Here is a 22752-nt window from a genome sequence, read left to right on the forward strand (position 1 = left end):
CTGTACACGCGGTCGGTGCGCTTGTACCTGGTGTTGGGCGTGACCGGTTCCCAGGACCCGAAGTTGGCTGGCTGGGCGGTTGCACGAGAGGAGTGCGGCGTGGACGACGAGGTTCAGCAGCCGGAACAGTATGAGGTCGGGACGGGCATGCTGTGCGTGTTCGGGAGGCAGTTGAAGCTGTTCCGGGAGCGGGCGGGCCTGGACCGCGCGGGGCTCGGGTCCCTGACCGGGTACTCGGCCTCGACGATCGCGTCGTTCGAGCAGGCAAGACGCATTCCGCCGCCAAAGTTCATCGACCAGGCAGATGAAGTGCTGGCGGCAGGTGGGGTACTGAGAGCGAGTAAGGAAGAGGTGGCTCGGGCTCAGTATCCAGCGTTCTTTCGCGACGCGGCCAAGCTGGAGGCCGAGGCCGTTGAACTTCATGTGTACGCCAACCAGGCAGTGCCTGGACTCTTGCAGACCGAAGAGTACGCGCGGGCAGTGTTCACCAACTGGCGGCCCTTGCTGCACGAGGATGTGGTCGAGCAAAGGGTGACGGCGCGCCTGGCTCGGCAGGAGATCTTCTCTCGGATGCAGCTGCCCACCATCAGCTTCGTCATCGAAGAGTCGGTCCTGCGGAGGCCACTGGGCGGATGGGGCATCATGCGCGGGCAGTTGGAGCAGATCTTGCTTCATGGCCAGCGGCGTAACGTGGAGGTCCAGGTGTTGCCGACCGAGCGGAACGAGCATGCCGGACTGGCTGGTCCGTTCACCTTGATCGAGACGAAGGAAGGGCGGAGGATCGCGTATGTGGAGGCTCAGCAGGACAGCCGCCTCTACACAGCGCGGAAGCCCGTCCGGGAGATCGAGGAGCAGTACGGACTCCTTCGGGCCCAAGCGCTCACTCCCCGCGAGTCGCTGGCCTTCATCGAGAAGTTGCTTGGAGAGAGATGAACGTCGAACAGACTGTTCCTGAGTCGGCTTGGATTAAGAGCAGTTACAGCAGCGGAGCAGGCGGCGAATGCGTCGAGGTCGCCGCACGCCCCGCCACCGTCCACGTCCGCGACTCGAAGGACACCACCCGCGCCGTACTCGCCGTTGGACCCACCACATGGGCCGTCTTCGTAGAGTTCGTGGCACGCTGACAGAGGTGGCGCCGATCGCGGGGGCCCTCGGCGGGCGTGTGCTTGCCGAGGGCCCTGCGTATCCCACCCCTACGGCACACCTTCAGCAGACCCAGCGCCTTGCTCGCCCGCGATCGCCTTCCCGGACAGTGATCGGCATCGTGAAGGAAGCCGGCTCTCACGCCACCGCCACTCTCGTAACGAGCTCTCAACGAAGTCGATCCATGCTGATCCCCGCAACTCGGAGGCACTGTAGGTTCCTGCCATGAAGCAGGGTAAAGAGGTCGAGAACCCCGAGTCGCGTTTCTTCGCGGTGCTGATGGCGGCGGCGAAGCTCCCCGGTGTGCGGATCAACAGGGAGGCGTACCTCCGCAGTGCGCTCGCTCGCCACTGCTCCGAGGAAGAGATCCGACGAGCGATAGAGGAGACTCCCGCTGCCGCCGGCATCACGGTCGAGCTCCTCGACAAGGTCGCCAACGACTCCATCCGCTACGAAACCGCCAAGGTCAGCGCTCTCTCGGCCGCAGCCGGGATGCCCGGCATCTTCGCCCTGCCCGCCACGGTGCCCGCCGACCTGGCCCAGTACGTCGGCCACATGTTGCGCATCGCGCAGAAGCTCGCCTACCTCTACAGCTGGCCCGATTTGTTCGCCGATGAGGGGGAGGGCGTCGATGACGCGACGATGGGGGTGCTCACGCTGTTCTTCGGCGTGATGTTCGGTACCCAGTCGGCGAACGCCGCCGTGGGCCAGGTTGCCGGCATGCTGTCGAAGCAGGTCGCGAAGAAGCTGCCTCAGAAGGCGCTCACCAAGGGTGTCATCTACCCGATCGTGAAGAAGTCCGCGGCTTACCTCGGCGTCCAGATGACCAAGCAGTCCTTCGCCAAGGGCGTCTCCAAGGCCATCCCCGTCATCGGGGCCGTCGTGTCCGGCGGGCTCACTCTCTCGACGTACCTCCCGATGGCCAAGAGGCTCAAGAAGCACCTCGCCGGCCTGCCCCTGGCGGATCCGTCACACCGAGCGCCGGAAGGAGACGTCGTGGACGGCGAAGTCGTGGAAGAACACGAGACGTTCGCCCCGGCGGACGCCGAACTGCACGACGCGGACACCGCTGCCGTCAAGCTGGAGAAAACCAGGGACTGACGCCGCGCGTGCCCGCCGCCGGGACGGGGATCCGCCCCGCCGGCCTGCGGGCTTGCTCATCACCCCGTCCCGCCGTTCGCCGCTACCCGTCACCACCCGTTGCAGATCCGTCCCCTCCGGGCGGGGCCAGGGGGACGATCTCCCGGTCGAAGAAATCGTAGAACCCCTCACCACGCTCATACAGCGCATCGAATCCGGCGTTCGTTTCCCGGATCAGTGAGCTGTCCGTATAGCGATGGGCGCCCGCCGCGTTTCCGTCCTCGTCGTACACGACCTCGTACATGACCACATCGCCGAGAATCACCACTTCCGGAACCAGGCGATGCTGCTCGACGCCGGCAATGTCCCGAGCGTCGATGACCTTGATCGCGTCGCCCACGTCCACCCGCACGCGCAGCACGTACAACTCCCACTGCACATACGGCGTCACCGGGAACTCCACCACCCGGAGACGGCGGTGCGTGACGCCCAGGTCCGACGCCCGCCGGATTTCCCGGGCGTAGTCCTCGCGCCTCCCGTCGGCCAGGGACAGGGCCCGCTCCCAGTCGCCGCCGGCGAAGGCCTCCCAGCTCGGGAAGCCGCGCTCCTGGAAGTGCTGGCCGCGCTCGAGCTTGTTGAGGAAGCCGATCCCGCTGGAGTAGATCCGGCCGAGTTCCGCGTGGTACGTGGGGCGGTTCAGACGTTCGGAGACGCCGTAGGGGAAGGAGTCAAACACTGGGGATGTCCGGCTTCGCCGCGATGAGCATGTTCCTGGGGATGACCACGAGGCGCTCGTCCGACCCGATCGAGACCCCGTCGGGAAGGTTCCTGCCGAGCGACTGGGTGAGGTCCCGGCCGATGACGGCGACATCGCCGTTGGCGAGTTCCCAGATGTCCGGGCAGTCAGGAGTTCCGGTGGTGTTTCCCAGTTCCTGGGGAGTTTTTCCCAGGCGTCGCTTGAAACTCGTGGCGGGATCCGCTTCCCACGGCCTGGCCATTTCCCTCGCCCCCTCGATCGGTCGCGAGGCCTCACCGTACCGCGCGAGAAGCCTGTCTGACCATGTGTCAGAGCAGGTCCTTGGGGGTATTGGCGAGGATTGATTCCTCCTTGTTCCCTGCCGTGCAGGGGTGGAATGATATTGATCGCACTGAAGATCGCGCAAAAATCTGACAGGTGACATTTTCCATCTGATGCTGTCGGAAAATAGGGTGAGCGGAGGGGTGTCTGTGGACGCTGAAGTGGCCTTGCTCGCGCAGAGCGCGGGAACCACCTTGGTCGCGTTGATGGCGACCGATGCCTGGCACCACGTGCGTGACGGGATCACGCAGCTCTGGCGCCGGACGCAACCAGAGCGCGCCGACACCGTCGCCGCCGAGTTGGAGGCCGGCCGCGAGGACGCGCTCGCCGCCGCGGCCGCGGACGACCAGGAGACCCTCGACGAACTACGGCTTCAATGGCAGGGGATGGTACGGCGGCTGCTCGTCGCCCGGCCCGCCGCCGTACAGGAACTGCGTGCACTGCTGGACCAGCTCGACCCTGACGGTTCGGCCGCCCGGCGGATCGCCCAGCACGCCACCGCATCCGGTCAGGCCCGGGTCTACCAAGCGGGACGTGACCAGCACATCACAGAGCGATGACGGGCGGGACGGACGGTCACGCCGAGGACCACGGACGCGTCTACCAGTCGCACGGCGACCAGCACATCAGCGAGCACCACCACTACAACGACGACGGGCCGGACAACGGCGGGCCGGACTCCGTGCGACGCCCGGCGGTCGGCCGGCTCCCCGTCGCGCTCCGCGACCGCAGCGAGGTGATGGAACGCCTGCGAGCGAGCGTGAAAGCGGAACGCGGCGGCCAGGTCTACGTGCTGTACGGGATGGGCGGCTCGGGCAAGACGGCAGTCGCCTGCGCCCTGTTCCAGGAGGTCACCGCGGAAGCGGGCCGGGTGGGTCTGTGGGTCAACGCCTCCGACCGCGCGAGCCTGCGCGCCGGCATGCTCGCCGTCGCCGCCGACCGAGGGGCGGACGACGGTGAACTGCTCGCCGCACGCAACGGTCTCAGACCCGCTGCCGACCTCGTATGGAGGTACCTCGACCGCTCCGCCGAACCCTGGCTGCTGGTCCTGGACAACACCGACGAGCCGGAGATCCTGCGGGACGGCGACTGGCTGCGCACCAGCCCCCGCGGCACCGTGCTGGTGACCACGCGGCGCGCGGCGGCCCGATGGTGGCCGGGCGCCGAGCTGCAATACATCGGTGTCCTGCCCAGGGAGGACGCGGCGCTCGTGCTGCGCGATCTCGCACCGCACAGCGGCACGACCGAGCAGGCGGCGCGGGTCGCGGACCGGCTCGGGCGGCTGCCCCTCGCCCTCACCCTGGCGGGCGGCTTCCTCTCCCGGCAGGTCATCGACCCCTGGACGATGGACGCCTACGGCGACCAGCTCGACTCGGACGAACGAGTCCAGCTCATAGACCGAGGAGCCGACGCCCTGTCCGAAGCGGACCCCCGCCACCTGGTCGGCCTGACCTGGCAGCTCACCCTTGACGCCTTCGAAGCGCGCGGACTGCCCGAAGCGGCGGCCCTGCTCAGACTGCTCGCCCGGTTCGCCGCGGAGCCGCTGCCGCTGGCTCTGCTCAACCACGCCGACATCGGCGCCGTACTGCCTCGTGCCCGGACCGAGACAGCCCTCAGAGCGCTCCTCGACCAGTCACTGTCCGAACTCGTCGAGGCCGCAGGCACACGCTGTGCACAGAGTCACGGCATCCTGCTCGACAGCGTCTCGGCGGCGACCCCCGCAGACCTCGTGCCGGCCCTCGACACGACAGCCGTCCGGCTGCTCGACGGGGCCGTGCCCGCAGTACCCGATGCCGGTCCGCACGACCCCCGGCTGCGGCTGCTCGTTCCTCACGCGCTGGCCCTGCTCGGGCACGCCGGCGAGTCGTCCGCCGCCGACGCCCTGGCCGTCACGACGCGGCTGGCCACCGCCCTGCACCGGACCGGTGACTACGTCTCCGCCTGGGAGACCGCCCGGAACGCCGCCGATCTCGCGCAGCGACACCTCGGCGCGGATCACCGTGCGGTCCTCGCCGCCCGGTCCAGGGCAGGGCGGGCACTGTTCCGGCTGGGCCGGTACGCCGAGGCCGAGGCGGCGCTCCGCGCGGTCCGGGACGCCCAGGAGCGCCTGTTCGGCGCCGACGACCCCGACACCGCGGACAGCGGTTACGGCCTCCAGCTCGTGCTGGCGAACCTCGGCCGACGGGAGGAAGCCGTCGCGCTGCTCCGCGACACCGTCGCCGCGCGGCGCTCCGCTCTGGGCGCCGCGCATCCGCTGACCCTGCGGGCCCGCGCCGGCCTGCTGGAGATGCTGCCCGCCGCCGACGTGGTCACCGAGGAAGGCGGCGCACTGCTCTCGCTGCCGTCGGAGTGCGAGCGCCTCCTCGGCCCCGACCACACCGTGACACTCGGCGCCCGGCACAACCACGCATGGGCGCTCTACCTCCTGGGCCGCTTCGACGAGGCAGACCGTGAGATCCGGCAGGTCGCCGAGGCGTACGAGCGGCGCTTCGGGCCCGAGTACCCGATCGTGCTCGCCGCCCGGCAGCTCCTCTCCCGGACCCGAGCCGCGCTCGGACACAGGGAGGAGGGGATCGCGCTGATGACCGACGTCGTCGAGCGGCGGGACCGCGGCCTGGGCCCCGAGCACCCCTTCACGGTCGCGAGCCGGAACCTGCTGGACGCCTACCGGTCGGGGCGATGGCGGCCGTAGCGCCCCACCGTGGGGACCGGGCGATCGGTACGGGCGGTGAGGGCATACGGCACCGGGTGGAGGGGGAGGGACCGATGTAGGGTGCTATGCGCAGGCCGTACGGGTGATGTTCAGTGCGAGGGGGACGAAGAGTGCAGACGCCGCGAATCCACCCGACCTGACTTCTCCGGCGCCGTGAGCGTGGTTGCCGTCCGCTCACCGCATGACCGGATCCGTCCGCGCCGCCGACCATGACAGCCGGCCCGCCGCACCGGCCGTCCGTACTTCTGAGCGCCCTGGCCCCACCCCTCGGACCGGCCCCGGGCCTCGGCGGCGGACCCCGCGCGGCACCGAGTACGAGCAGCAGCAGCGACCACCGTCAGGGAGAGCGAGAACCCGCAATGGCCCAGCAGCCCCTCCTCCGCGATGTCATCGACATCAAGGAGTCCATCTCCACCTCGGACTTCGTGCTGTCCCTCGCCGAGGCGACGACACCCGAGGGCGCCCAGCACGCGCTCAAGGACTACGTCGTCACCGAGCGGCTGCTGGAGAACTTCGACGAGGCGCTGGACCTCATCAAGTCCGCGCTGGACGGACACCGCTCCAAGGCGGCGTACCTCCACGGCTCGTTCGGTTCCGGTAAGTCGCACTTCATGGCCGTGCTGTACGCACTGCTCAGCGGCGATCCGGCCGCCCGTGCCCGCACCGAGTTCGACCCGGTGCTGACCAGGCACGAGTGGCTGACCACGGACGGCAAGAAGTTCCTGCTCGTGCCCTACCACATGCTCGGCGCGAAGGCGCTGGAGCAGCGGGTGCTCGGCGGGTACGTGCACCACGTCAAGAAGCTGCACCCGGACGCGCCGACCCCGCAGGTGTACCGGACCGACTCCCTCTTCGCCGACATCCGCGCCATGCGCGCCAACATGGGTGACGAGGCCGTCATCCGAGGCCTGGGCACCACCGGCGCGGACGACGGTGAGGAGGACGAGTGGGGCGAGGGCTTCGCCTGGACCCCGCAGCTCCTGGACACCGCGCTCGCCGCCGAGGAGAACCACGAGGCGGGCGTCCACCTCAACCTCACCAACCCCTCCACCCCGGCCGAGCTGCGCGCCAAGCTCGTCAACGACGCCGGTACCAACATCCTCCCCGGCTTCACCAAGAACGCCGCCGAGGACGAGCACGGCTTCATCTCCCTGGACGCCGGTCTGTCCGTCATCGCCGAGCACGCCAAGTCGCTCGGCTACGACGGCCTGATCCTTTTCATGGACGAGCTGATCCTGTGGCTGGCCACCCTCATCCACGACCAGAAGTTCGTGGCCCGCGAGGCCAGCAAGATCACGAACTTCGTGGAGGGCGGCGACGCCCGCCGGGCCATCCCCGTCGTGTCGTTCATCGCCCGCCAGCGGGACCTGCGCGAGCTGGTCGGCGAGGAGGTGTCCGGCGCGGCCGAGTCGTCCATCCAGGACACCCTGAACCTGGCCTCCGGCCGGTTCGACAAGATCACCCTGGAGGACCGCAACCTCCCGCAGATCGCCCACGCCCGCCTCCTCAAGCCCAAGGACGACGAGGCGGCCAAGCTGGTCGACGCGGCCTTCGAGCAGACCAAGCGGGTCGGCCCCCAGGTCTGGGACACCCTGCTCGGCTCGGAGAAGGGCACCACCGGCGCAGACGCGGAGTCGTTCCGGCTGACGTACCCGTTCTCGCCGGCGTTCATGGACACCCTCGTCCACATCTCGTCCGCGCTGCAGCGCTCCCGCACCGGTCTGAAGCTGATGGGCCAGCTCCTCGCCGACCACCGCGACGAGATCCGGCTCGGCCAGCTCGTCCCCGTCGGTGACCTGTACCCGGTGATCGCGGGGGGCGGCGACAAGCCGTTCACCGACAGCCTGAAGGTCGTCTTCGAGGCCGCCGACAAGCTCTACAAGACCAAACTGCGGCCCTACCTGCTCAGCTCGTACGACATCACCGAGGACGACGTCGAGCAGTACCGCAACCGGCCCGAGTCCCTCACCGACCAGAAAAAGGTCAACGGCTGCCGGATGTTCCTCGGGGACAACCGGCTCGTGTGCACGCTGCTGCTGTCCGCGCTGGCGCCCAGCGTGCCCGCGCTGTCGGAGCTGACCATCCGGCGGCTCGGCGCGCTCAACCACGGGTCGGTTCTCGCGCCCATCCCGGGTGCCGAAGTCGGCATCATCAAGAACAAGGTCGCCGAGTGGGCGGCGAGGTTCCCCGAGATCAAGGAGACCGGCACCGACGCCAACCCCGGCGTCCGCCTCGAACTCTCCGGCGTCGACGTGGACTCCGTCATCGCCAACGCCCAGGTCAACGACAACCCCGGCAACCGGGTCGCCCTCGCCCGTCGCCTGCTGTCCGAGGAACTGGGCGTCGAGCATGGTCAGCTGAGCGACCTGCTCAACTTCACCTGGCGCGGCACCGCACGCACAGCCGAGATCGTCTTCGGGAACCTCGCCGACGAGGACGAGTTGCCCGACCATGACCTCATGCCGCAGGAAGACGGCCGCTGGCGCATCGCCATAGACCTGCCTTTCGACGAGGGCGAGTGGGGCCCGGTCGAAGACGTCAACCGCATCCAGCGGCTGCGCGAGCGTCAGCAGGGCGAGCGGTCCCGCACCGTCGCCTGGCTGCCCGCGCACCTGTCCGCGCAGCGCTTCCAGGACTTCCGTCGCCTCGTCGTCATCGACAAGGCCCTCGCCGACGAGCACCGCTTCGACACCCAGTACGCCGGCCACCTCAACGCCGACAACCGCAGCCGCGCCAAGGGCCTCCTCGAAACCCAGCGCGAGGCGCTGCTCAAGCAGGTCAAGGGCGCCTTCAAGCAGGCGTACGGACTCGCCCAGAAGCAGGCCGCCGATGTCGTCCCCGACTTCGACGACCACCTCGTCGCGCTGCCCGACGTCGACGGACTCACCCTGTCCTTCGGGCAGAGCCTGCACGACGGCATCCGGCACGTCGCGGGCAAGCTGCTCGCCCACCAGTACCCGGCCCACCCCGACCTCGACCCCGAGGCCACCGGCACCGCCGTCAAGCCCGCCGACATCAAGAAGGTGTTCCCTCACCTCAGGGCCGCCGCCGAGGCGCGCGACGGGCGGGTGGAGGTTCCGGCGAGTGACCGCGTACACATGCGGCGCATCGCCGAACCCCTGCGCCTCGGACAGCAGAAGGAGGCGTACTTCGAGCTGTCCCGCTACTGGGCCGACCACTTCCGCCAGCTCGCTCGCTCCCAAGGTGTCACTGGGGACCTGTCCCTGATCACGCTCACCGACTGGACCGACAAGCCCGACCCGCGCGGTCTGCCCGACCTCCTCGCCCGGCTCGTCGTCGCCTCCTTCGCCGAGATGGACGACCGGGTCTGGGTGCGCGGCGGCACCGTCCTCGACCCCGCGCCCGAACTGTCCGCGATCAAGGACCACGACGCGCTGCGCAGCCAGCCGCTGCCCGCCGAGTCCGACTGGGACACCGCCCGGCAGCGCTTCGAGACGATCTTCGGGGCGAAGCCGCCCGCGCTGCGGCGCGGCCGGATGGTCAACCAGTTCGCCCGCCAGATCATCGAGGCCGCCCGCGACCACCGGGACCACGCGGCCGATCTGGTGCACCAGTTGGAGGCCCACGCCTTCTTCCTCGGCCTCGACCAGACCGCCGATACCGGACGCCTCGCCCTCGCCCGCCGCTCCCTGGAACTGCTGGACGCCCTCACGGCGGAGGCCGGCAAGGGCGCGGCCGGGGCGAAGAAGACGGTGGAGGCGCTCGCCTCCTTCGACCTGGGCGAGACCAGCGCCGACCGGTACGGCACCTCCATCAAGAAGGCCCGCGCGGTCGCGGAGGCCGTCGCCTCCGCCCCCTGGAGCACCCTGGAGCTGGCAGCCGGACTCGGTCCCGAGGGCGAGGCGCTGCTCGACTCGCTGCGCAACGTGGCCCGCGACGACCAGCGCACCGCCGACCTGCGCGATGCCCTGGCCCACACCCAGCGCGAGGTCGTCGCCCTGATCAAGCGCGCCCAAGCCGCGGCCGCCCCGTCGCCCGCACCTGTCGCTCCGCAGCCCAGGGCCGACGACCTCTCCCTGAACACGTCGACCAGCGACCCGCGCATTCCGTACACCCCGTCGCAGGAGACGCCCTCCCCGGCGAGCGTCGGCGGTACGGGCCGGAAGTCCGGGCGTCGCAGCACGACCGCGTCCCGGGCCGTCGACGACCTCCAGGCGGAGCTGGCGGACCTGGCCGCGCGCAACCCCGACGCGACCATCGAGATCACCTGGCAGGTCATCGAATGACGGACACCGTCGCCGCAGTCCCCGGTGCGGTGCGGCTGAACACCGCGACCGTCACCCAGTACCTGTCCTCGCAGTCGTCTCTTGCCGCCCCCCTCACAGGAGGCGGCGAGGGCAGGCGCCGGGTCGTGCTGCTGCGGTCCGCACCGCAGTGGGACGGGCCTGCCGAGCCCGCCTGGGGCGAGGGCCGTACGGCCGGCGTGGCGGTGGCGCCGTCTCCCCTCGCCGTCCACGAACTCGTCCTCGATCACCTGGCGGGCCGCCGTCCCGGCCCCGCAGTGCTGGTCGTGCTCACCGACCGGGAGCAGAACGAACTCGACCCGGCGATCCTGGCTCGCGTCCACAAGCTGCGCATCGACACGGTCGACAGCTGGGACGTCGTCCGCGAGGCGTTCGGCGCCCGGCAGATAGACCCCAGGCTCAAGGACGTCAACTGGGCTGCCGAGGCCCTGCTCGACGCCACGCCGCCCGGTGGTTGGTCGGCCGTGCCCGGTGGCTGGCTGTCCCGCCAGTACGCCCTCACCGCGCTCGCGCAGCGCCGCCTGCGCCTCGGCCGCTATGACACCGAGGGCGGCACGCGTCGCCCCGGCGACGACCGGCTCGACGCCCAGGCCCTGCTGCATTGGTCGACGCGACCCGGAGCGCCCGAACGGCTCCTCGCCCTGCGTGGCCCCGAACACGCCGGCCTGTCCGCCTTCCTCGGTGAGGAGGACCAGGCGGGCCTCGCCGGCCGTGCCCTGCTCGCGCTCGTCGATGCCGAGCGTGGTGGGGACGCCGCCGCCTTCGGCCTCGTGTGCGCGGCGCTGTGGCAGCACGCCGAGCCCACTCCCGAGACCTACCGGGCCCGGGGCCGCGCTGAACGCTACTTCGGCGATCAGCCTCCGGCGAACGGCGACCAGCTCGACGCCCTGGTGACCGTTTTCGGCCGGGCCGCCGAAGAGTATGTGACCACACTGCTGGCGTCCGGGCACCGCACGGGCGGCAGCGACGCCGACCAGGCACGCGAGGCACGCCGCACCACCGGCATCGTGCTCGACCGGGCGTCCGCCCTGGCCCGTCAGTTCGGCGCGGAGGATGCCGTGGCGGCGAGCCCCGTCCTGCGCGGTGGACTCGAGGCACGGTTCACCGCCGTCGGCCAGGCCCTCGCGTCGGGCGACACGGCCGCGGTGGCGGACGCCGTCCGCCGCCTGAAGGACCACCGGCTCGCCACCGAGCCGGAAGAGGCCGCCCGCATCGAACGTGCCCGCATGGGCCAGCGCCTGGCCCGCTGGCTGGCCACCGACCCGCCCGCAGACGCCCCCACCGTCGCCGACGCCATACAACGGCATGTCTCGGATACCGGCTGGGTGGATCTCGCCCTGGAGCACATCGAGGCCGGTGGCGACCCGGACCCCGTCCTCAAGGCCGCCTACGACACCCTCGGCACTCGCATCAGAGAACAGCGTCGGCAGATCGACGCGTCGTTCGCGCGCGCCCTGGCGGCATGGACGGAGGCCGGCACGCAGCCCGGCTCCATGCTGACCGTCGAGACCTTCCTCGACCGCGTGGTCGGCCCGGCCGTGCGACGCGGAGAGGAACGGCGGGTGCTGCTGCTCGTGCTGGACGGCATGAGTGCGGCCATCGCGAACGAACTGGGAGAGGAACTGCGCCGGTCCTGGGCCGAGTTCGACCCCCTGCCGGAGGGCAACGCCCCGCGCCGACGGGCGATGGCTGCCGCCTTGCCGACCGTGACGGCCGTGTCCCGTACCTCCCTCTTTGCTGGCGCCCTGATGAAGGGCGCCCAAGCGGACGAGAAGCGGCTCTTCCCCATGCTGAAGCTATGGGGCGGAGCCCCAGCAGCCGTGTTCCACAAGGACGACCTGCGCACCGAGACCGCGGGCGACACCTTCGGCCCGGCGCTCACGGAGGCGCTGGCCGACGGCAAGACCCATGTCGCCGTCGTTCTCAACGCCATCGACGACCGGCTCGCCAAGGAGCAGAAGCTCGGCGACGGCGCCTGGCGCATCGACGACGTGCCCGGGCTGCGCGACCTGCTGCGGGTGGCGGCCACCCAGGGCATGGCGGTCGTCCTCACCAGCGACCACGGCCACGTCGTGGACCGGCACGGCACCAAGGTCGACACCGCCGCCGACCCCTTGTCCGCCCGCCACCGTCTGCCCGGCGGCAGCCCGCTCGCCGAACGGGAGATCGCTCTGTCCGGCCCGCGCGTGGTCTGGCCCGAACCTGGGGCGTCGATCGTCGCGCTGTGGGACGCCGACTCCCGCTACACCGCCCTCAAGGCCGGCTACCACGGTGGGGCATCGCTCGCCGAGGTCACCATCCCCGTGCTCGCTTTCCTGCCGTTCGGCGCGGAGCCTCCGCAGGGATGGCGGGAGCTGGGCGACCAGCGGCCGGCCTGGTGGGCTCCGGAGGAGGCCGGTAAGGCACCGCTGCCGGACGGGCACCTTGCTCGACCGGTGACCGCAACGGCTCCCGCTCCCAAGAAGCCGACGGGCAAGGCCAAGAAGCAGCAGGCGGAAGTCGCTCGGACGCACGACACGCTCTTCGACGTCGCGCTGACGACCGGGGGAGACGACGCTCTCCTCACCCCGACCGTCGTCTCCCGCACCGAGACCCTGGTGACGGCACTGCTCGAATCGGAGACGTACCAGGCTCAGCTCGGCGGGCTGGCACGCAAACCGCCGCAGGAGCAGGTGCACAAGGCGCTTGCCGCCCTGCTGGACGCGGGCGGCACGTTGCCTGTGACCGCACTCGCCCAGCGCGTCGGCATGCCTGTCGCCCGGGGCGACGGTTTCGCCGCCGTCCTGCGGCAGCTCCTCAACTACGACGGCGTACAGGTCCTGGAGACTCTGCCAGACGGACGCACCCTGCGGCTCCACGAGGCGTTGTTGCGAGAGCAGTTCGCTCTCGGAGCCGGCTGACCACGCGGCTCGGGGTGCCTCCGGATTCGATCCCGAGACACCCCGAGCGGCGAGCTGCCCCCTACCTCACGACGCGAAGGCCCGCAGCACCTTCGCGAAGGTCGTGAGATCGTCGATCATCTCCTGCGGGAGCGGCTTCTCGTCGAAGTGCGCGATCCTGTTGCGGATGTCCTTCACCCGCTTCAGCAGGCCGACGAACTGCTCCCGAGGCATGTTGGGCCACTTCAGCGCCTCCCAATTGCGGTCGGCGCGCTCGGCGAAGGACTGCTTCGTCTGATCGCCGTCCAGGAGCCGCAGGTAGTCGCCGAACATCAGGTCCGACACCTGGCCGGTACGCTGCTCCGGCTTCTTGTTCGTCTGGACCGCCTTGATGGCCTCTTTGTCCAGTGCTGCGCCCAAGCAACGGCGCAGCAGGGACTCGATCTCGCCCACGATGAAGAAGGGACGCGCCGCCCCTTCGAAGCGGTCCGTCACGTCCGCGGCGGTGACGATACCCGAGAAGCAGCCGTCGTCGCCGCGGACAAGCAGGTAACCGTGTTCGCGGATGCTCGGGAGGACGGCGAAGAATTCCTGCCGGGAGTCGAAGACGGGTAGCGAATCCTTCTCCATCGCGTTGTCGAGGGTGGCCTCCTTGCCCGCCTCGTACATCTTGGCCACCGATCCCCACGTGACGACCCCGTGGACCTGCGCCATGCCGGTGGTCACCGGGATCTGAGAGAAGCCCTTGGTACGCATCAGGAAGGTTGCCTGTGACAGCGGCGTGCCCGGACCCACGGACATCAGGCCGCGCCGCGCGGAGGGGATGTCGCCGAGCAGCAGTCGCTGCGGTAGGGCGTTCGAGGGCAGGGCCTCGTCCGCTTCGTCGGCCTCGCCCTCCGGTTCCGGGGGCGTACGCTGTGCGGGAACGGCTGCCAGGGACACGACGTCGACGGTGCTGCGCAGACCGCAGACGGCGAAGTCCGGCAGCGTGGTCAGCCCGGCATCCTTGAGTGCCTGCGAGATGTGGTGCACCGTCCGGTGATCACGCACCCTGACCTTGAAAAGATCGAGGATCTCCTGCACGGACACGGTCCTGCCCTTGAGCGTGGCCACGTCCCACTCGTGCGGCCTGGTCGTCATCGGGCGTCGCCCTCCGGCAGGTCACGGAGCATCGTCCTCTTGCCCATGGCGGAGTGCACGAGGTCCTGCAGTTGCTTGGAGCGGTCGCGGTAGAAACGCTCGTAGTCGTTCTCGCGCAAGGCGTCCGGATCGATGAGGTGGGTGGTCAGGACGTCGTCGAACCACTCGGGGCGCATGTCGGACGCGGCGATCATCGTCGCCAGGTACGACGACGGTGCCCCCGTCATGTCCATCGCGGCGCGGTAGGACAACGGAGTCTTGTTCACGATCGAGTTCGTCGGCAGATCACCGCTGTTGCCTCGCCGGAACCACGTCTTGGGGAAGATCTGCCGGATGTCCACGCCGTACTCGCTGAGGCGGCCGGGACTGAGGGGCGCACCCGTGTAGTGCCAGTCCACCGCACCCTGTTTGATCAGCAGGGCGTAGATGCCCTTGTAGGCTGCGCTGTTCCGAGTGGTGAGCGTGTCCAACCGGTCGGCGAAGAAGAACGCCTCCGTGACGGTCTCGGGCGCCCTGTCGTCGTGTGCGATCCAGGGGACGAGCTGCTCGACGTCCTTGGTGAAGCGTGTCTCCGTGGACCCGCCGTACATCTCTCCGAGGACCCCGCACCAGTACCACTGCTCGATCCTCTCCTCCGCTCCCAGGCCGTCCATCCTCGTGTCCAGGATGGCGCGGACAGCCGCGAGCGGGACGAGCTGCGTCTTGTACGGCAGATCGGCCGGCCGGACGATGCACTGACGCTCCAGGAAGTCACCCACCCAGGCGAAGGCGTCGGCGAGCTTGGGCGCCAGGCGTACGAAGTCAGCCAGGGGAAGGTCCAGCAGGTCGCGGCGTTTGCAGGACACGGTGGTACCGAGTCCTTCCTGCTTGCGCTCCCAGGTGCGGACGAGCGCGATGGCCTGCAGGAAGTCGATACTGCTCAGGCCGTTCTCCAGGCCACTCTCGACGCGGCCGAAGACTGGGTACTTGGCGGCCAGCTGCTGCTTGATCTCCCGCCAGACTTCCGGGAGCTGGTAGTAATCACCGGTCTCCTCCACGTAGTCCCGGTCACCGGCGTACGTCGCGGTGAGCAGCTCGAAGACGTTCAGGGGGACGCCCCCCGTGTTGACCCGCTCGAACACCGCACAGACGGCGTCCATGGAGGTGGAGGCGGCCAGCCGGATCATCGGCACCTGGAAGGCGCGCACCTGCTGGAGAACCGCCTCGTCGAACTGACCCCACAGGTCCCAGTTCCGGTCCTCGTCCGCCTTGATGTACGCCTTCTTCCACTCGTTGACACGCTGGGCGTCGAAGACGAAGTGGAGGGGGAAGAGGCCGGCCGCGCACTCGGCCTCGGTGGTGCTCAGGTCCAGCACGACTGTCCGGTTGAAGTCTGTTCGCAGCACCTTGTCGGCCGGGACCGACACGATGGCCTCGTCACGATCGGCGGAGGGCCCCACTGCCTTCGCGATGTCGACGTAGTACCAGCGCTGGATGGCCTTGCCTCGGGCGTCCGCTGTCTCCACCGGGGCGTCCAGCCACAAGGACTGGAAGAGCGAGGTAAGGCGCTGCTGCCCGTCCAGCAGCAGGAGGTCGGCCTCCGGGTCCCCCTCCGGCTGGGCACCGGTGAGGGTCCGGGAGCGGAACCGAGTGGCGCCGCCGGTCTGCAGCGTCATGACCACGCCGAGCGGATAGTCCAGTGTGACCGTCGCGATGATCGCCCGGATCCGGTCGTCGTCCCACTTCCAGTTACGCTGGAAGTCGGGCAATTGTAAGGAGCCCGAGGCGACTTCCGCCAAGACGTCCTTCAGTTTCACGTTGTCGAGGGCTGCCATGTGACTCCACTCCCCGCCCTGATTCCTGTACGGAGAGTGATTCCAGCAGCGCTCTGTGGTGCCGGTCAAGCCGGTTGGCAGATACGCGAGGGCGCCCGTTCCTATCGGGTTTCCGTCGAGACCGGGTCGAGATGGAAGAGGCACTGGACGGCGTTGAAGTCGCCCACCTCGGCGACGAAGCGGAACTTGTCGCCCACACCGATGGCAGCGGGCACGTCCTTGCCGGTCAGGCTCAGTTCGGCCACGTTGACGTCCTCGTACTTGAAGGCCGGGCCGACCGTCGTGTTCGGCCCCTTGTCGCCGGGGCCCAGAAGGAAGTCGTAGCGGGTCTTGTAGTCGCCGTGGGGTGTCATGTGCACGATCGAACCGTCGAAAGAGATCGTCCGGCCCGCATACTTGGTCGCGAAGTCCGCGTTAGCGGCGTCGCAGGTGTCCGCCTTCAACAGTGCCGCGAACTCCGAGTTGTTCTCCGGCGTGATCACTTCGACGGCCGCGCGCTCGGCTGCGGGCGGGGTCGAGGTCGGCGTAGCGGAAGGCTCCTCGCTCACGGCGGCCGAAGGCTTGGCCGCCTCGTCCTTCTGCTCACCCCCGTCGCTGAGTGCGGCGGCAGTGGCGATGACGACGGCGATGATCGCAAGTACAGTGGCTCCCGCGCCGACCAGTGGCCAAGGTATCGGCTTCTTCGGCCGACGGAAGGTGAGGGTGGAGCGAAGCGTGCCCTGGGACTGCTCGACGAACTCCCAGCCGTCCTTCTGCATCCTGGAGATCACCAAGCCGTCGGTGCCGCGAACGGTCTGCACGGTCTTGTGCTCATACTTGATCTCGTCGGCCATGTGCCACGCCCCCCGAATGCGCTGTCACCCCAACTGCCCCGTGATCATAAGGTACTGAGGTGGGAGCTCCGGCATCATCGGTGCACCATAGGGCGCGAATGCGGAACCTGAACCAACGGGCACTTGTCCACATACCGGGCAGCATGGTCTCTTCGTCCTGGCAGAGATGCGAGGAGATGGAACACTGTTGCTCGTGAGCACCACCGGATCCAAGCGTCCCGCACAGGTCAGCGCGGCCCGCCGCCGTACCGTCATCGATGCCCTGCGCCGCGGGGCCGTACCCGAGAGCGGGCTCGACCTGCTTGCCACCGGGCTCGACCGGTTCGAGGCGGCCCTTGACGCGGAACTGGACGCCGTCGCGTCCGGCGGGTCCGTGTTCAAGGCCGTGCGCGGTGAGTACGGATCCGGCAAGACCTTCTTCACCCGCTGGCTGGGGGAGCGGGCCAAGCGCCGCAACTTCGCCGTGGCCGAGATCCAGATCTCCGAGAACGAGACTCCGCTGCACAAGCTGGAGACGGTCTACCGGCGGCTCACCGAGCGCCTCACCACCTCCAGCTTCCCGCCCAGCGCCCTGCGGCCAGTGGTCGACGCCTGGTTCTACGCCCTGGAGGAGGACGCTCTCGCTGCCGGCGCGACCGAGGAGGAGCTGCCCAGCGAGGTGGAGAAGCTGCTCGTCGCGCGGCTCGCAGAGGTGTCCCGGCATGCCCCCTCCTTCGCCACCGCCCTGCGCGGCTACCGGGCCGCCCTCGCCGCCGGCGACGAGGCGACCGCCGCGGCTGTGCTGGCATGGCTCGGCGGCCAGCCGCACGTCGCCGCCTCGACCCGCCGGTCCGCAGGCGTACGCGGCGACCTGGACCACTTCGGGGCGCTGGGCTTCTTGCAGGGCCTGCTCACCGTGCTGCGCGACTCCGGGCACACCGGTCTCTTCGTCGTCCTCGACGAGGTGGAGACGCTCCAACGGGTCCGTTCCGACGCGCGGGACAAGGCGCTCAACGCACTGCGTCAGCTCATCGACGAGGTGCACTCCGGCCGCTTCCCCGGCCTGTACCTCGTCATCACCGGGACGCCGGCCTTCTACGACGGCCAGCAGGGTGTGCAGCGCCTGGCTCCGCTCGCCCAACGGCTCGCCACCGACTTCACCACCGAGCCGCGTTTCGACAACCCTCGCGCTGTGCAGATCAGGCTGCCCGGCTTCACCCAGGAGTCTCTGATCGGTCTCGGCGTCACCATCCGGGACCTGTACGCGGACGCCGCTACATCGCCTGAGCGCGTCCTAACGGTCGTCGACGACGCCTACGTCGCCGACCTTGCGCGGGCCGTCGGCGGAGCCCTGGGCGGGAAGGTCGGTGTGGCGCCCAGGCTGTTCTTGAAGAAGCTCGTCGGGGATGTTCTCGACCGTGTGGACCAGTTCGACGACTTCGATCCGCGACAGCATTACAAGCTGACGGTCGCGAGCAGCGAGCTCACCGACGTGGAACGCAACCTGGCCGCCACGGTTACCGGCGGGTCCGCGTCCGCCGACGACATCGACCTGGAGTTGTGATGGGGGACGCCGACAGACCGTCCGAGGCGGAGCCGACCAGGGGAGAGGCCGACGTACTCGACAGGCTGGACCCTGTCGTCCTGCATCACATCGTCAACACCCTCGGCTGGCCCGACCTGCGCCCCCTGCAGAGGGCGGCGATCCCCCCGCTGATGGACGGCGAGGACGCTGTCCTGCTGGCACCCACGGCCGGTGGCAAAACCGAGGCTGCCTGCTTCCCGCTGCTGTCGGCCATGGCCGAACACCGGTGGACCGGCACCTCGGTGCTGTACCTGTGTCCCCTCAAAGCACTGCTCAACAACTTGGTCGTCCGCGTCGACACGTACGCCCAGTGGCTGGGACGGCGCGCCGCACTCTGGCACGGCGACACCAAGGAGTCGCAGCGGCAACGTATTCGGACCGAGGCACCGGACATCCTGTTGACCACGCCCGAGTCGCTTGAGGCGATGCTGATTGGGGTCAAGACCGACCACGCGCGGCTGCTGGGTGGCGTCCGTGCTGTCGTCGTCGATGAGGTGCACGCCTTCGCGGGTGACGACCGCGGCTGGCACCTGCTCGCCGTGCTGGAGCGACTGGAGAGAGTCACAGGTCGGCCCATCCAGCGCGTCGGACTGTCTGCGACCGTGGGAAACCCTGACCAGCTGTTGCACTGGTTGCAAGGAGCCAAGGCGGGCGACCGCACCGGACGCGTGGTCGCGCCGGGTGTCCACCTGCCCCCCACCGGTGCGGAGGCCGAACACGGAGAGCAGACCGCCGAAGCACCGTCCCGCAGACCCGCCGGCGAGGTGGAACTCGACTACGTGGGTTCCCTCGACAACGCCGCCAAGCTCATCGCCGCCTTGCACCGGGGGGAAAAGCGCCTCGTCTTCTGCGACTCGCGCCGCCAGGTCGAGGAATTGGGTGCTGCGCTCCGCGCCCGTGAGGTGACCGTCTTCCTGTCCCACGCCTCCCTCTCCGTCGATGAGCGCACCCGCTCGGAGCAGGCCTTCGCCGAGGCGCGTGACTGCGTCATCGTCTCCACCTCCACCCTCGAACTCGGCATCGACGTCGGTGACCTGGACCGTGTCATCCAGATCGACTCCCCGGCCTCCGTCGCCTCCTTCCTGCAGCGCATCGGACGCACTGGCCGGCGCGCGGGCTCGGTGCGCAACTGTCTGTTCCTCACTACCCGCAAGGACACGCTGCTTCAGGCGGCCGGGCTGTTGCTCCTCTGGTCGCGCGGCTGGGTCGAACCGGTGGTCCCACCGCCTGAGCCGCGTCACCTCGTGGCCCAGCAACTTCTCGCCGTCACCCTGCAGCAGCACAAGCTCGGCGATCAGCTCTGGGAGCAGCAGTGGAACGGACTCGCCCCCTTCGACCGGTCCGCCGCCCCGATCCTGCGACACCTCACCGAGGAGGGCTTCCTCGACAACGACGGCGGCATGCTCTTCGTCGGCCCCGAGGCGGAGCGCCGCTTCGGCAAGCGGCACTTCATCGAACTCACCGCGTCCTTCACCGCGCCGCCGCAGTTCACCGTGCTGTCCGGACGCACCGAGATCGGCCGTACCGACCCGAGCGTGCTCACCGAGGAGCGCCCTGGGCCGCGCCGATTGCTGCTTGGCGGACGCAGCTGGCAGGTCACCTACATCGACTGGCTGCGTCAACGCGTCTTCGTCGAACCTGCCGACGGCGGCGGCGTCGCCAAGTGGATGAACGGCGGCATCGTGGGGCTCTCGTACGCCCTCACCCGTGCCATGCGCGAGGTGCTGCTGGGCGCCGACCCGCCCGTCTCCCTCACCCACCGGGCCGAGGCATGCCTGACCGAGCAGCGAGAGAGCGACGCACCCGACACCGTGCACCCTGGCGGCACCTTGGTCACGCGCGTCGGCAGCGATGTCCGGTGGTGGACCTGGGCCGGCTATCGCGCGAACGCCACCCTCGCGGCCACGCTCCAACCGGTGACCGACCCTTTGCAACGTCCCACCGACTGTTGGCTGCGGCTTCGTGAGGACCTCACTCCGGCCGACTGGCGCACGGCCCGGCAGAACATCGGCGAGAATCTCGTGCTACCCGACGTGGACCCCCGTGCCGTGCGCGGTCTGAAGTTCTCCGCAGCCCTCCCGGAGCGGCTTGCCGTCGCCACGGTCGCGGCCCGCTTGGCCGACTTCGAAAGCGCCCGCAAGGTGCTGTCCGAACCCGTGCGGTTGCAAGCGTCAAGCGAGCTCGCCTGAAGGGCTTTCGCTGGAGAACGCACCGTCGATCCCGCTCATCACAGCATGTCCGGAGCCCGACCATGCCTATCGAAGAAGAGGACACCCGCAAGGTCCAGACAGCGGTTGCCGGTTCCCCCGGTGCTGACCGCCCGGTGTACCTGCCCATGGACGCGGCCTCATACGACCACTTCATCCGTGAGTACCCTAGCCGGGACTTCTACTGCGGGACACTGCTCGGCGGGTGCGGCAAGAAACTGTCGGCCCGCAAGTACCGCGACAAGAAATGCCACTTCGCGCACGTTGTATCGGGTCAATGCCGACGGGTCTCCACGAATGAGGCGAGCGCGGACCACCTTTACATAGGCAGGGCGCTGGCGGCTTGGATGAAGAAGCAGAAGTACAAGAACGTCCAGGTGCGCTACAAGCAGCGTGGACAGAGCCTGCGCGAGCTGGTCGACATCAGCTACACCCGCGGGGGAAGTCCTCGCCGCCATCTCATGCGCGTCCAACTGGCCAGAAGGTCCAAGACAGAGTGGGAGCGGAGCGACACTGAGCTGCACGGGCAGTGGGCCGGCGTGCAGTGGCTGTTCGGACCCGACAGTATGCTCGCCAACTGGCAGGTGGACAGGCAAGGATACGCCATCCGGATCCAGTGCCGCCCCGCCGGGATCACCCGCGTCGTAGAGGTCGGAGTGCAGTTCGCGGATGCCCCAGTGGAATGGATTCCTCTTTCCCGGTGCCGCATGACCGCATATGGCATACACGCTCCTGCTCTGGAACTCACCCCGACCGGGCTCAGCCGCCTTGACCGGGAACCCCGGCCGTCTCCCTCACGCCTTGCTGAGGTTCCCCCATCCGTCTCACACCGCGCGCAGGACGTCGGGCTGTCGCCGTCCGGGGAGAGCAGCTTGGCACCTGTCATCGCACCGGCTGCCGACCTTCTTGTCCGAAAGCGACGGACGCTCGAAAGACCCAAGCCTGTGGAGTCTCACCATGCGCAGCGGGAGGCCCTCGCCGGACTCGTCCGGGTGCCACACAGCATCCTGGGGGCACCGGGGCCGTCGCTGGAGCAGTTGCGTGCGGAGGACGACCGAAGAGGCACCGAACGCGTGTTGTCGCTTCTCGATCGCCTCGACCAGATCGGAGACGACCTTCACCTGGATCAGCTGCAGAAGGTTCTGCGAGAGATCGCATTCTGCGAGGAAGCCATGTGGAGCCCCCTGATTACCTCCCTGAGGCAACGTACGGCCGCATGGCGTGCACACGTCGAGGCCATGGCGGAGCGCCCCACGTTCCGGCAGATATGTGCCTTGGCCGATCTCGTGCGGTGGGTTCTTGACATGGCCGCCCGCCGGTCGGCTCGTCCCTTCACCTGGGTGGAGCTGGGGGAACGGTTGAGCAGGCCGTTGGCCCCTCTTCACCCGGAGGACAAGGTGTCCATTCTGGTCGAAGTCGACCGTGCTACATGCTCCGGCCGGCCCCCTCTGTCGGCGCTCGTAGCAGCGCGCAGCAATCGCGTGCACCCGCTGTACGCCCAGGTATTGGACCACCTTGGCCGTCCAGTCCCAGCTCCCGACGCTTCGCAGACCTCATGGGAGGCGGACGTCCGGGAACACCGACGCTTCCAATGTCTCAAGGAGAAGCAGTACAGGGTCACGGTGCAAGGCCGACCCGCGCAACACCGCTGATCACGCAATCGCGACAACCTCCGGCTCGACTCCCTGCGCACACGACCGAAGGGTTGGATCAGCGAGGCGCTCCCTTGAGCGCGGTGACCAGCTTCGATCCGGGAAGACCGGAGCTGGTGTCCATGCGCAGCGTCGGGGGCAGGGGAGGAGGCATCACCATTGGAGATACCCGGTACGCGCGCGTCGATGCCGTCAATGCCGCGCTCATACGCGCATGAGCGCCGCGCGAAGAAGCCGCCGTTCCAGCCTCTGCTCACCAGCTCGGGCGAAGAGAGACGGGAACGGCGGCTGACCGCCCGTCAGTGGGCTGCGGCGGGTCCCTCCAGGGGTACCAGTCCCGACGGCCCTTCCTCGACCGCGTTCCTGGCGGCCGAGCGTGGTGAT

At 69.0% G+C, this 22752-nt stretch carries 15 protein-coding genes; 10 read left to right on the plus strand and 5 right to left on the minus strand.

The genetic code is table 11. The features are described 5' to 3' along the window. Nucleotides 1-99: 99 nt before the first annotated feature. From ACQZOG_RS26155 to ACQZOG_RS26165, 3 genes are all read left to right on the plus strand, one after another. The gene (locus tag ACQZOG_RS26155; RefSeq protein ID WP_430741499.1) at nucleotides 100-933 is read left to right on the plus strand and encodes a helix-turn-helix domain-containing protein; all 834 of its coding nucleotides are present in this window, start codon (nucleotides 100-102) and stop codon (nucleotides 931-933) included. Next, the gene (locus ACQZOG_RS26160) at nucleotides 930-1124 is read left to right on the plus strand and encodes a DUF397 domain-containing protein (RefSeq protein ID WP_430741500.1); all 195 of its coding nucleotides are present in this window, start codon (nucleotides 930-932) and stop codon (nucleotides 1122-1124) included. The genes ACQZOG_RS26155 and ACQZOG_RS26160 overlap by 4 nt, the downstream gene beginning before the upstream one ends. A 244-nt stretch (nucleotides 1125-1368) precedes the next feature. Continuing rightward, complete coding sequence (locus ACQZOG_RS26165; RefSeq protein ID WP_430741501.1) at nucleotides 1369-2244, plus strand: hypothetical protein; 876 nt, start codon at nucleotides 1369-1371, stop codon at nucleotides 2242-2244. 82 nt (nucleotides 2245-2326) lie between these two features. Here ACQZOG_RS26165 and ACQZOG_RS26170 read toward each other — a convergent pair whose 3' ends face one another. Further along, complete coding sequence (locus tag ACQZOG_RS26170) at nucleotides 2327-2959, minus strand: DUF6879 family protein (RefSeq protein ID WP_430741502.1); 633 nt, start codon at nucleotides 2957-2959, stop codon at nucleotides 2327-2329. Further along, on the minus strand, nucleotides 2952-3221 hold the full coding sequence (locus tag ACQZOG_RS26175; RefSeq protein WP_391606086.1) for a hypothetical protein: 270 nt from the start codon (nucleotides 3219-3221) through the stop codon (nucleotides 2952-2954). Before ACQZOG_RS26175 ends, ACQZOG_RS26170 begins: the two co-directional genes overlap by 8 nt. Before the next feature lie 229 nt (nucleotides 3222-3450). On the opposite strand from ACQZOG_RS26175, the gene ACQZOG_RS26180 reads away from it, so the two are divergent. The 4 genes from ACQZOG_RS26180 to pglZ all read left to right on the plus strand — a co-directional run bounded on the left by ACQZOG_RS26180 (nucleotide 3451) and on the right by pglZ (nucleotide 13179). Then, complete coding sequence (locus ACQZOG_RS26180) at nucleotides 3451-3861, plus strand: hypothetical protein (protein ID WP_391606087.1); 411 nt, start codon at nucleotides 3451-3453, stop codon at nucleotides 3859-3861. Further along, the gene (locus ACQZOG_RS26185) at nucleotides 3858-5993 is read left to right on the plus strand and encodes a tetratricopeptide repeat protein (protein WP_430741503.1); all 2136 of its coding nucleotides are present in this window, start codon (nucleotides 3858-3860) and stop codon (nucleotides 5991-5993) included. The genes ACQZOG_RS26180 and ACQZOG_RS26185 overlap by 4 nt, the downstream gene beginning before the upstream one ends. Nucleotides 5994-6373: 380 nt before the next feature. Further along, a complete protein-coding gene (pglY, locus tag ACQZOG_RS26190; protein WP_430741504.1) occupies nucleotides 6374-10261 on the plus strand; it encodes a BREX-2 system ATPase PglY in 3888 nt (1295 codons plus the stop codon). Further along, nucleotides 10258-13179, plus strand: coding sequence for a BREX-2 system phosphatase PglZ (gene pglZ, locus ACQZOG_RS26195; RefSeq protein WP_391606090.1), 2922 nt, complete (start codon nucleotides 10258-10260; stop codon nucleotides 13177-13179). Before pglY ends, pglZ begins: the two co-directional genes overlap by 4 nt. Before the next feature lie 66 nt (nucleotides 13180-13245). Here the strand turns inward: pglZ and ACQZOG_RS26200 are convergent, their stop codons facing one another. The 3 genes from ACQZOG_RS26200 to ACQZOG_RS26210 form a co-directional block, all read right to left on the minus strand. After that, on the minus strand, nucleotides 13246-14298 hold the full coding sequence (locus ACQZOG_RS26200; RefSeq protein WP_193456603.1) for a CBS domain-containing protein: 1053 nt from the start codon (nucleotides 14296-14298) through the stop codon (nucleotides 13246-13248). Further along, the gene (locus ACQZOG_RS26205) at nucleotides 14295-16112 is read right to left on the minus strand and encodes a GmrSD restriction endonuclease domain-containing protein (protein ID WP_359518333.1); all 1818 of its coding nucleotides are present in this window, start codon (nucleotides 16110-16112) and stop codon (nucleotides 14295-14297) included. The genes ACQZOG_RS26200 and ACQZOG_RS26205 overlap by 4 nt, the downstream gene beginning before the upstream one ends. A gap of 101 nt (nucleotides 16113-16213) precedes the next feature. Beyond that, nucleotides 16214-16945, minus strand: coding sequence for a DUF4839 domain-containing protein (locus ACQZOG_RS26210; protein ID WP_359672697.1), 732 nt, complete (start codon nucleotides 16943-16945; stop codon nucleotides 16214-16216). Between the two features lie 193 nt (nucleotides 16946-17138). Between ACQZOG_RS26210 and brxD the strand changes: the two genes are divergently transcribed. The 3 genes from brxD to ACQZOG_RS26225 all read left to right on the plus strand — a co-directional run bounded on the left by brxD (nucleotide 17139) and on the right by ACQZOG_RS26225 (nucleotide 22368). Continuing rightward, complete coding sequence (gene brxD, locus ACQZOG_RS26215) at nucleotides 17139-18488, plus strand: BREX system ATP-binding protein BrxD (RefSeq protein ID WP_359518337.1); 1350 nt, start codon at nucleotides 17139-17141, stop codon at nucleotides 18486-18488. Beyond that, the gene (locus ACQZOG_RS26220; RefSeq protein WP_359518338.1) at nucleotides 18488-20698 is read left to right on the plus strand and encodes a DEAD/DEAH box helicase; all 2211 of its coding nucleotides are present in this window, start codon (nucleotides 18488-18490) and stop codon (nucleotides 20696-20698) included. The genes brxD and ACQZOG_RS26220 overlap by 1 nt, the downstream gene beginning before the upstream one ends. A gap of 62 nt (nucleotides 20699-20760) precedes the next feature. Continuing rightward, a complete protein-coding gene (locus tag ACQZOG_RS26225; protein ID WP_359672699.1) occupies nucleotides 20761-22368 on the plus strand; it encodes a competence protein CoiA family protein in 1608 nt (535 codons plus the stop codon). Nucleotides 22369-22752: the final 384 nt, after the last annotated feature.

It is taken from the genome of Streptomyces sp. P13-3-3 (genome assembly GCF_050571355.1).
In the GTDB taxonomy this organism is placed as follows: Bacteria; Actinomycetota; Actinomycetes; order Streptomycetales; family Streptomycetaceae; genus Streptomyces; species Streptomyces althioticus.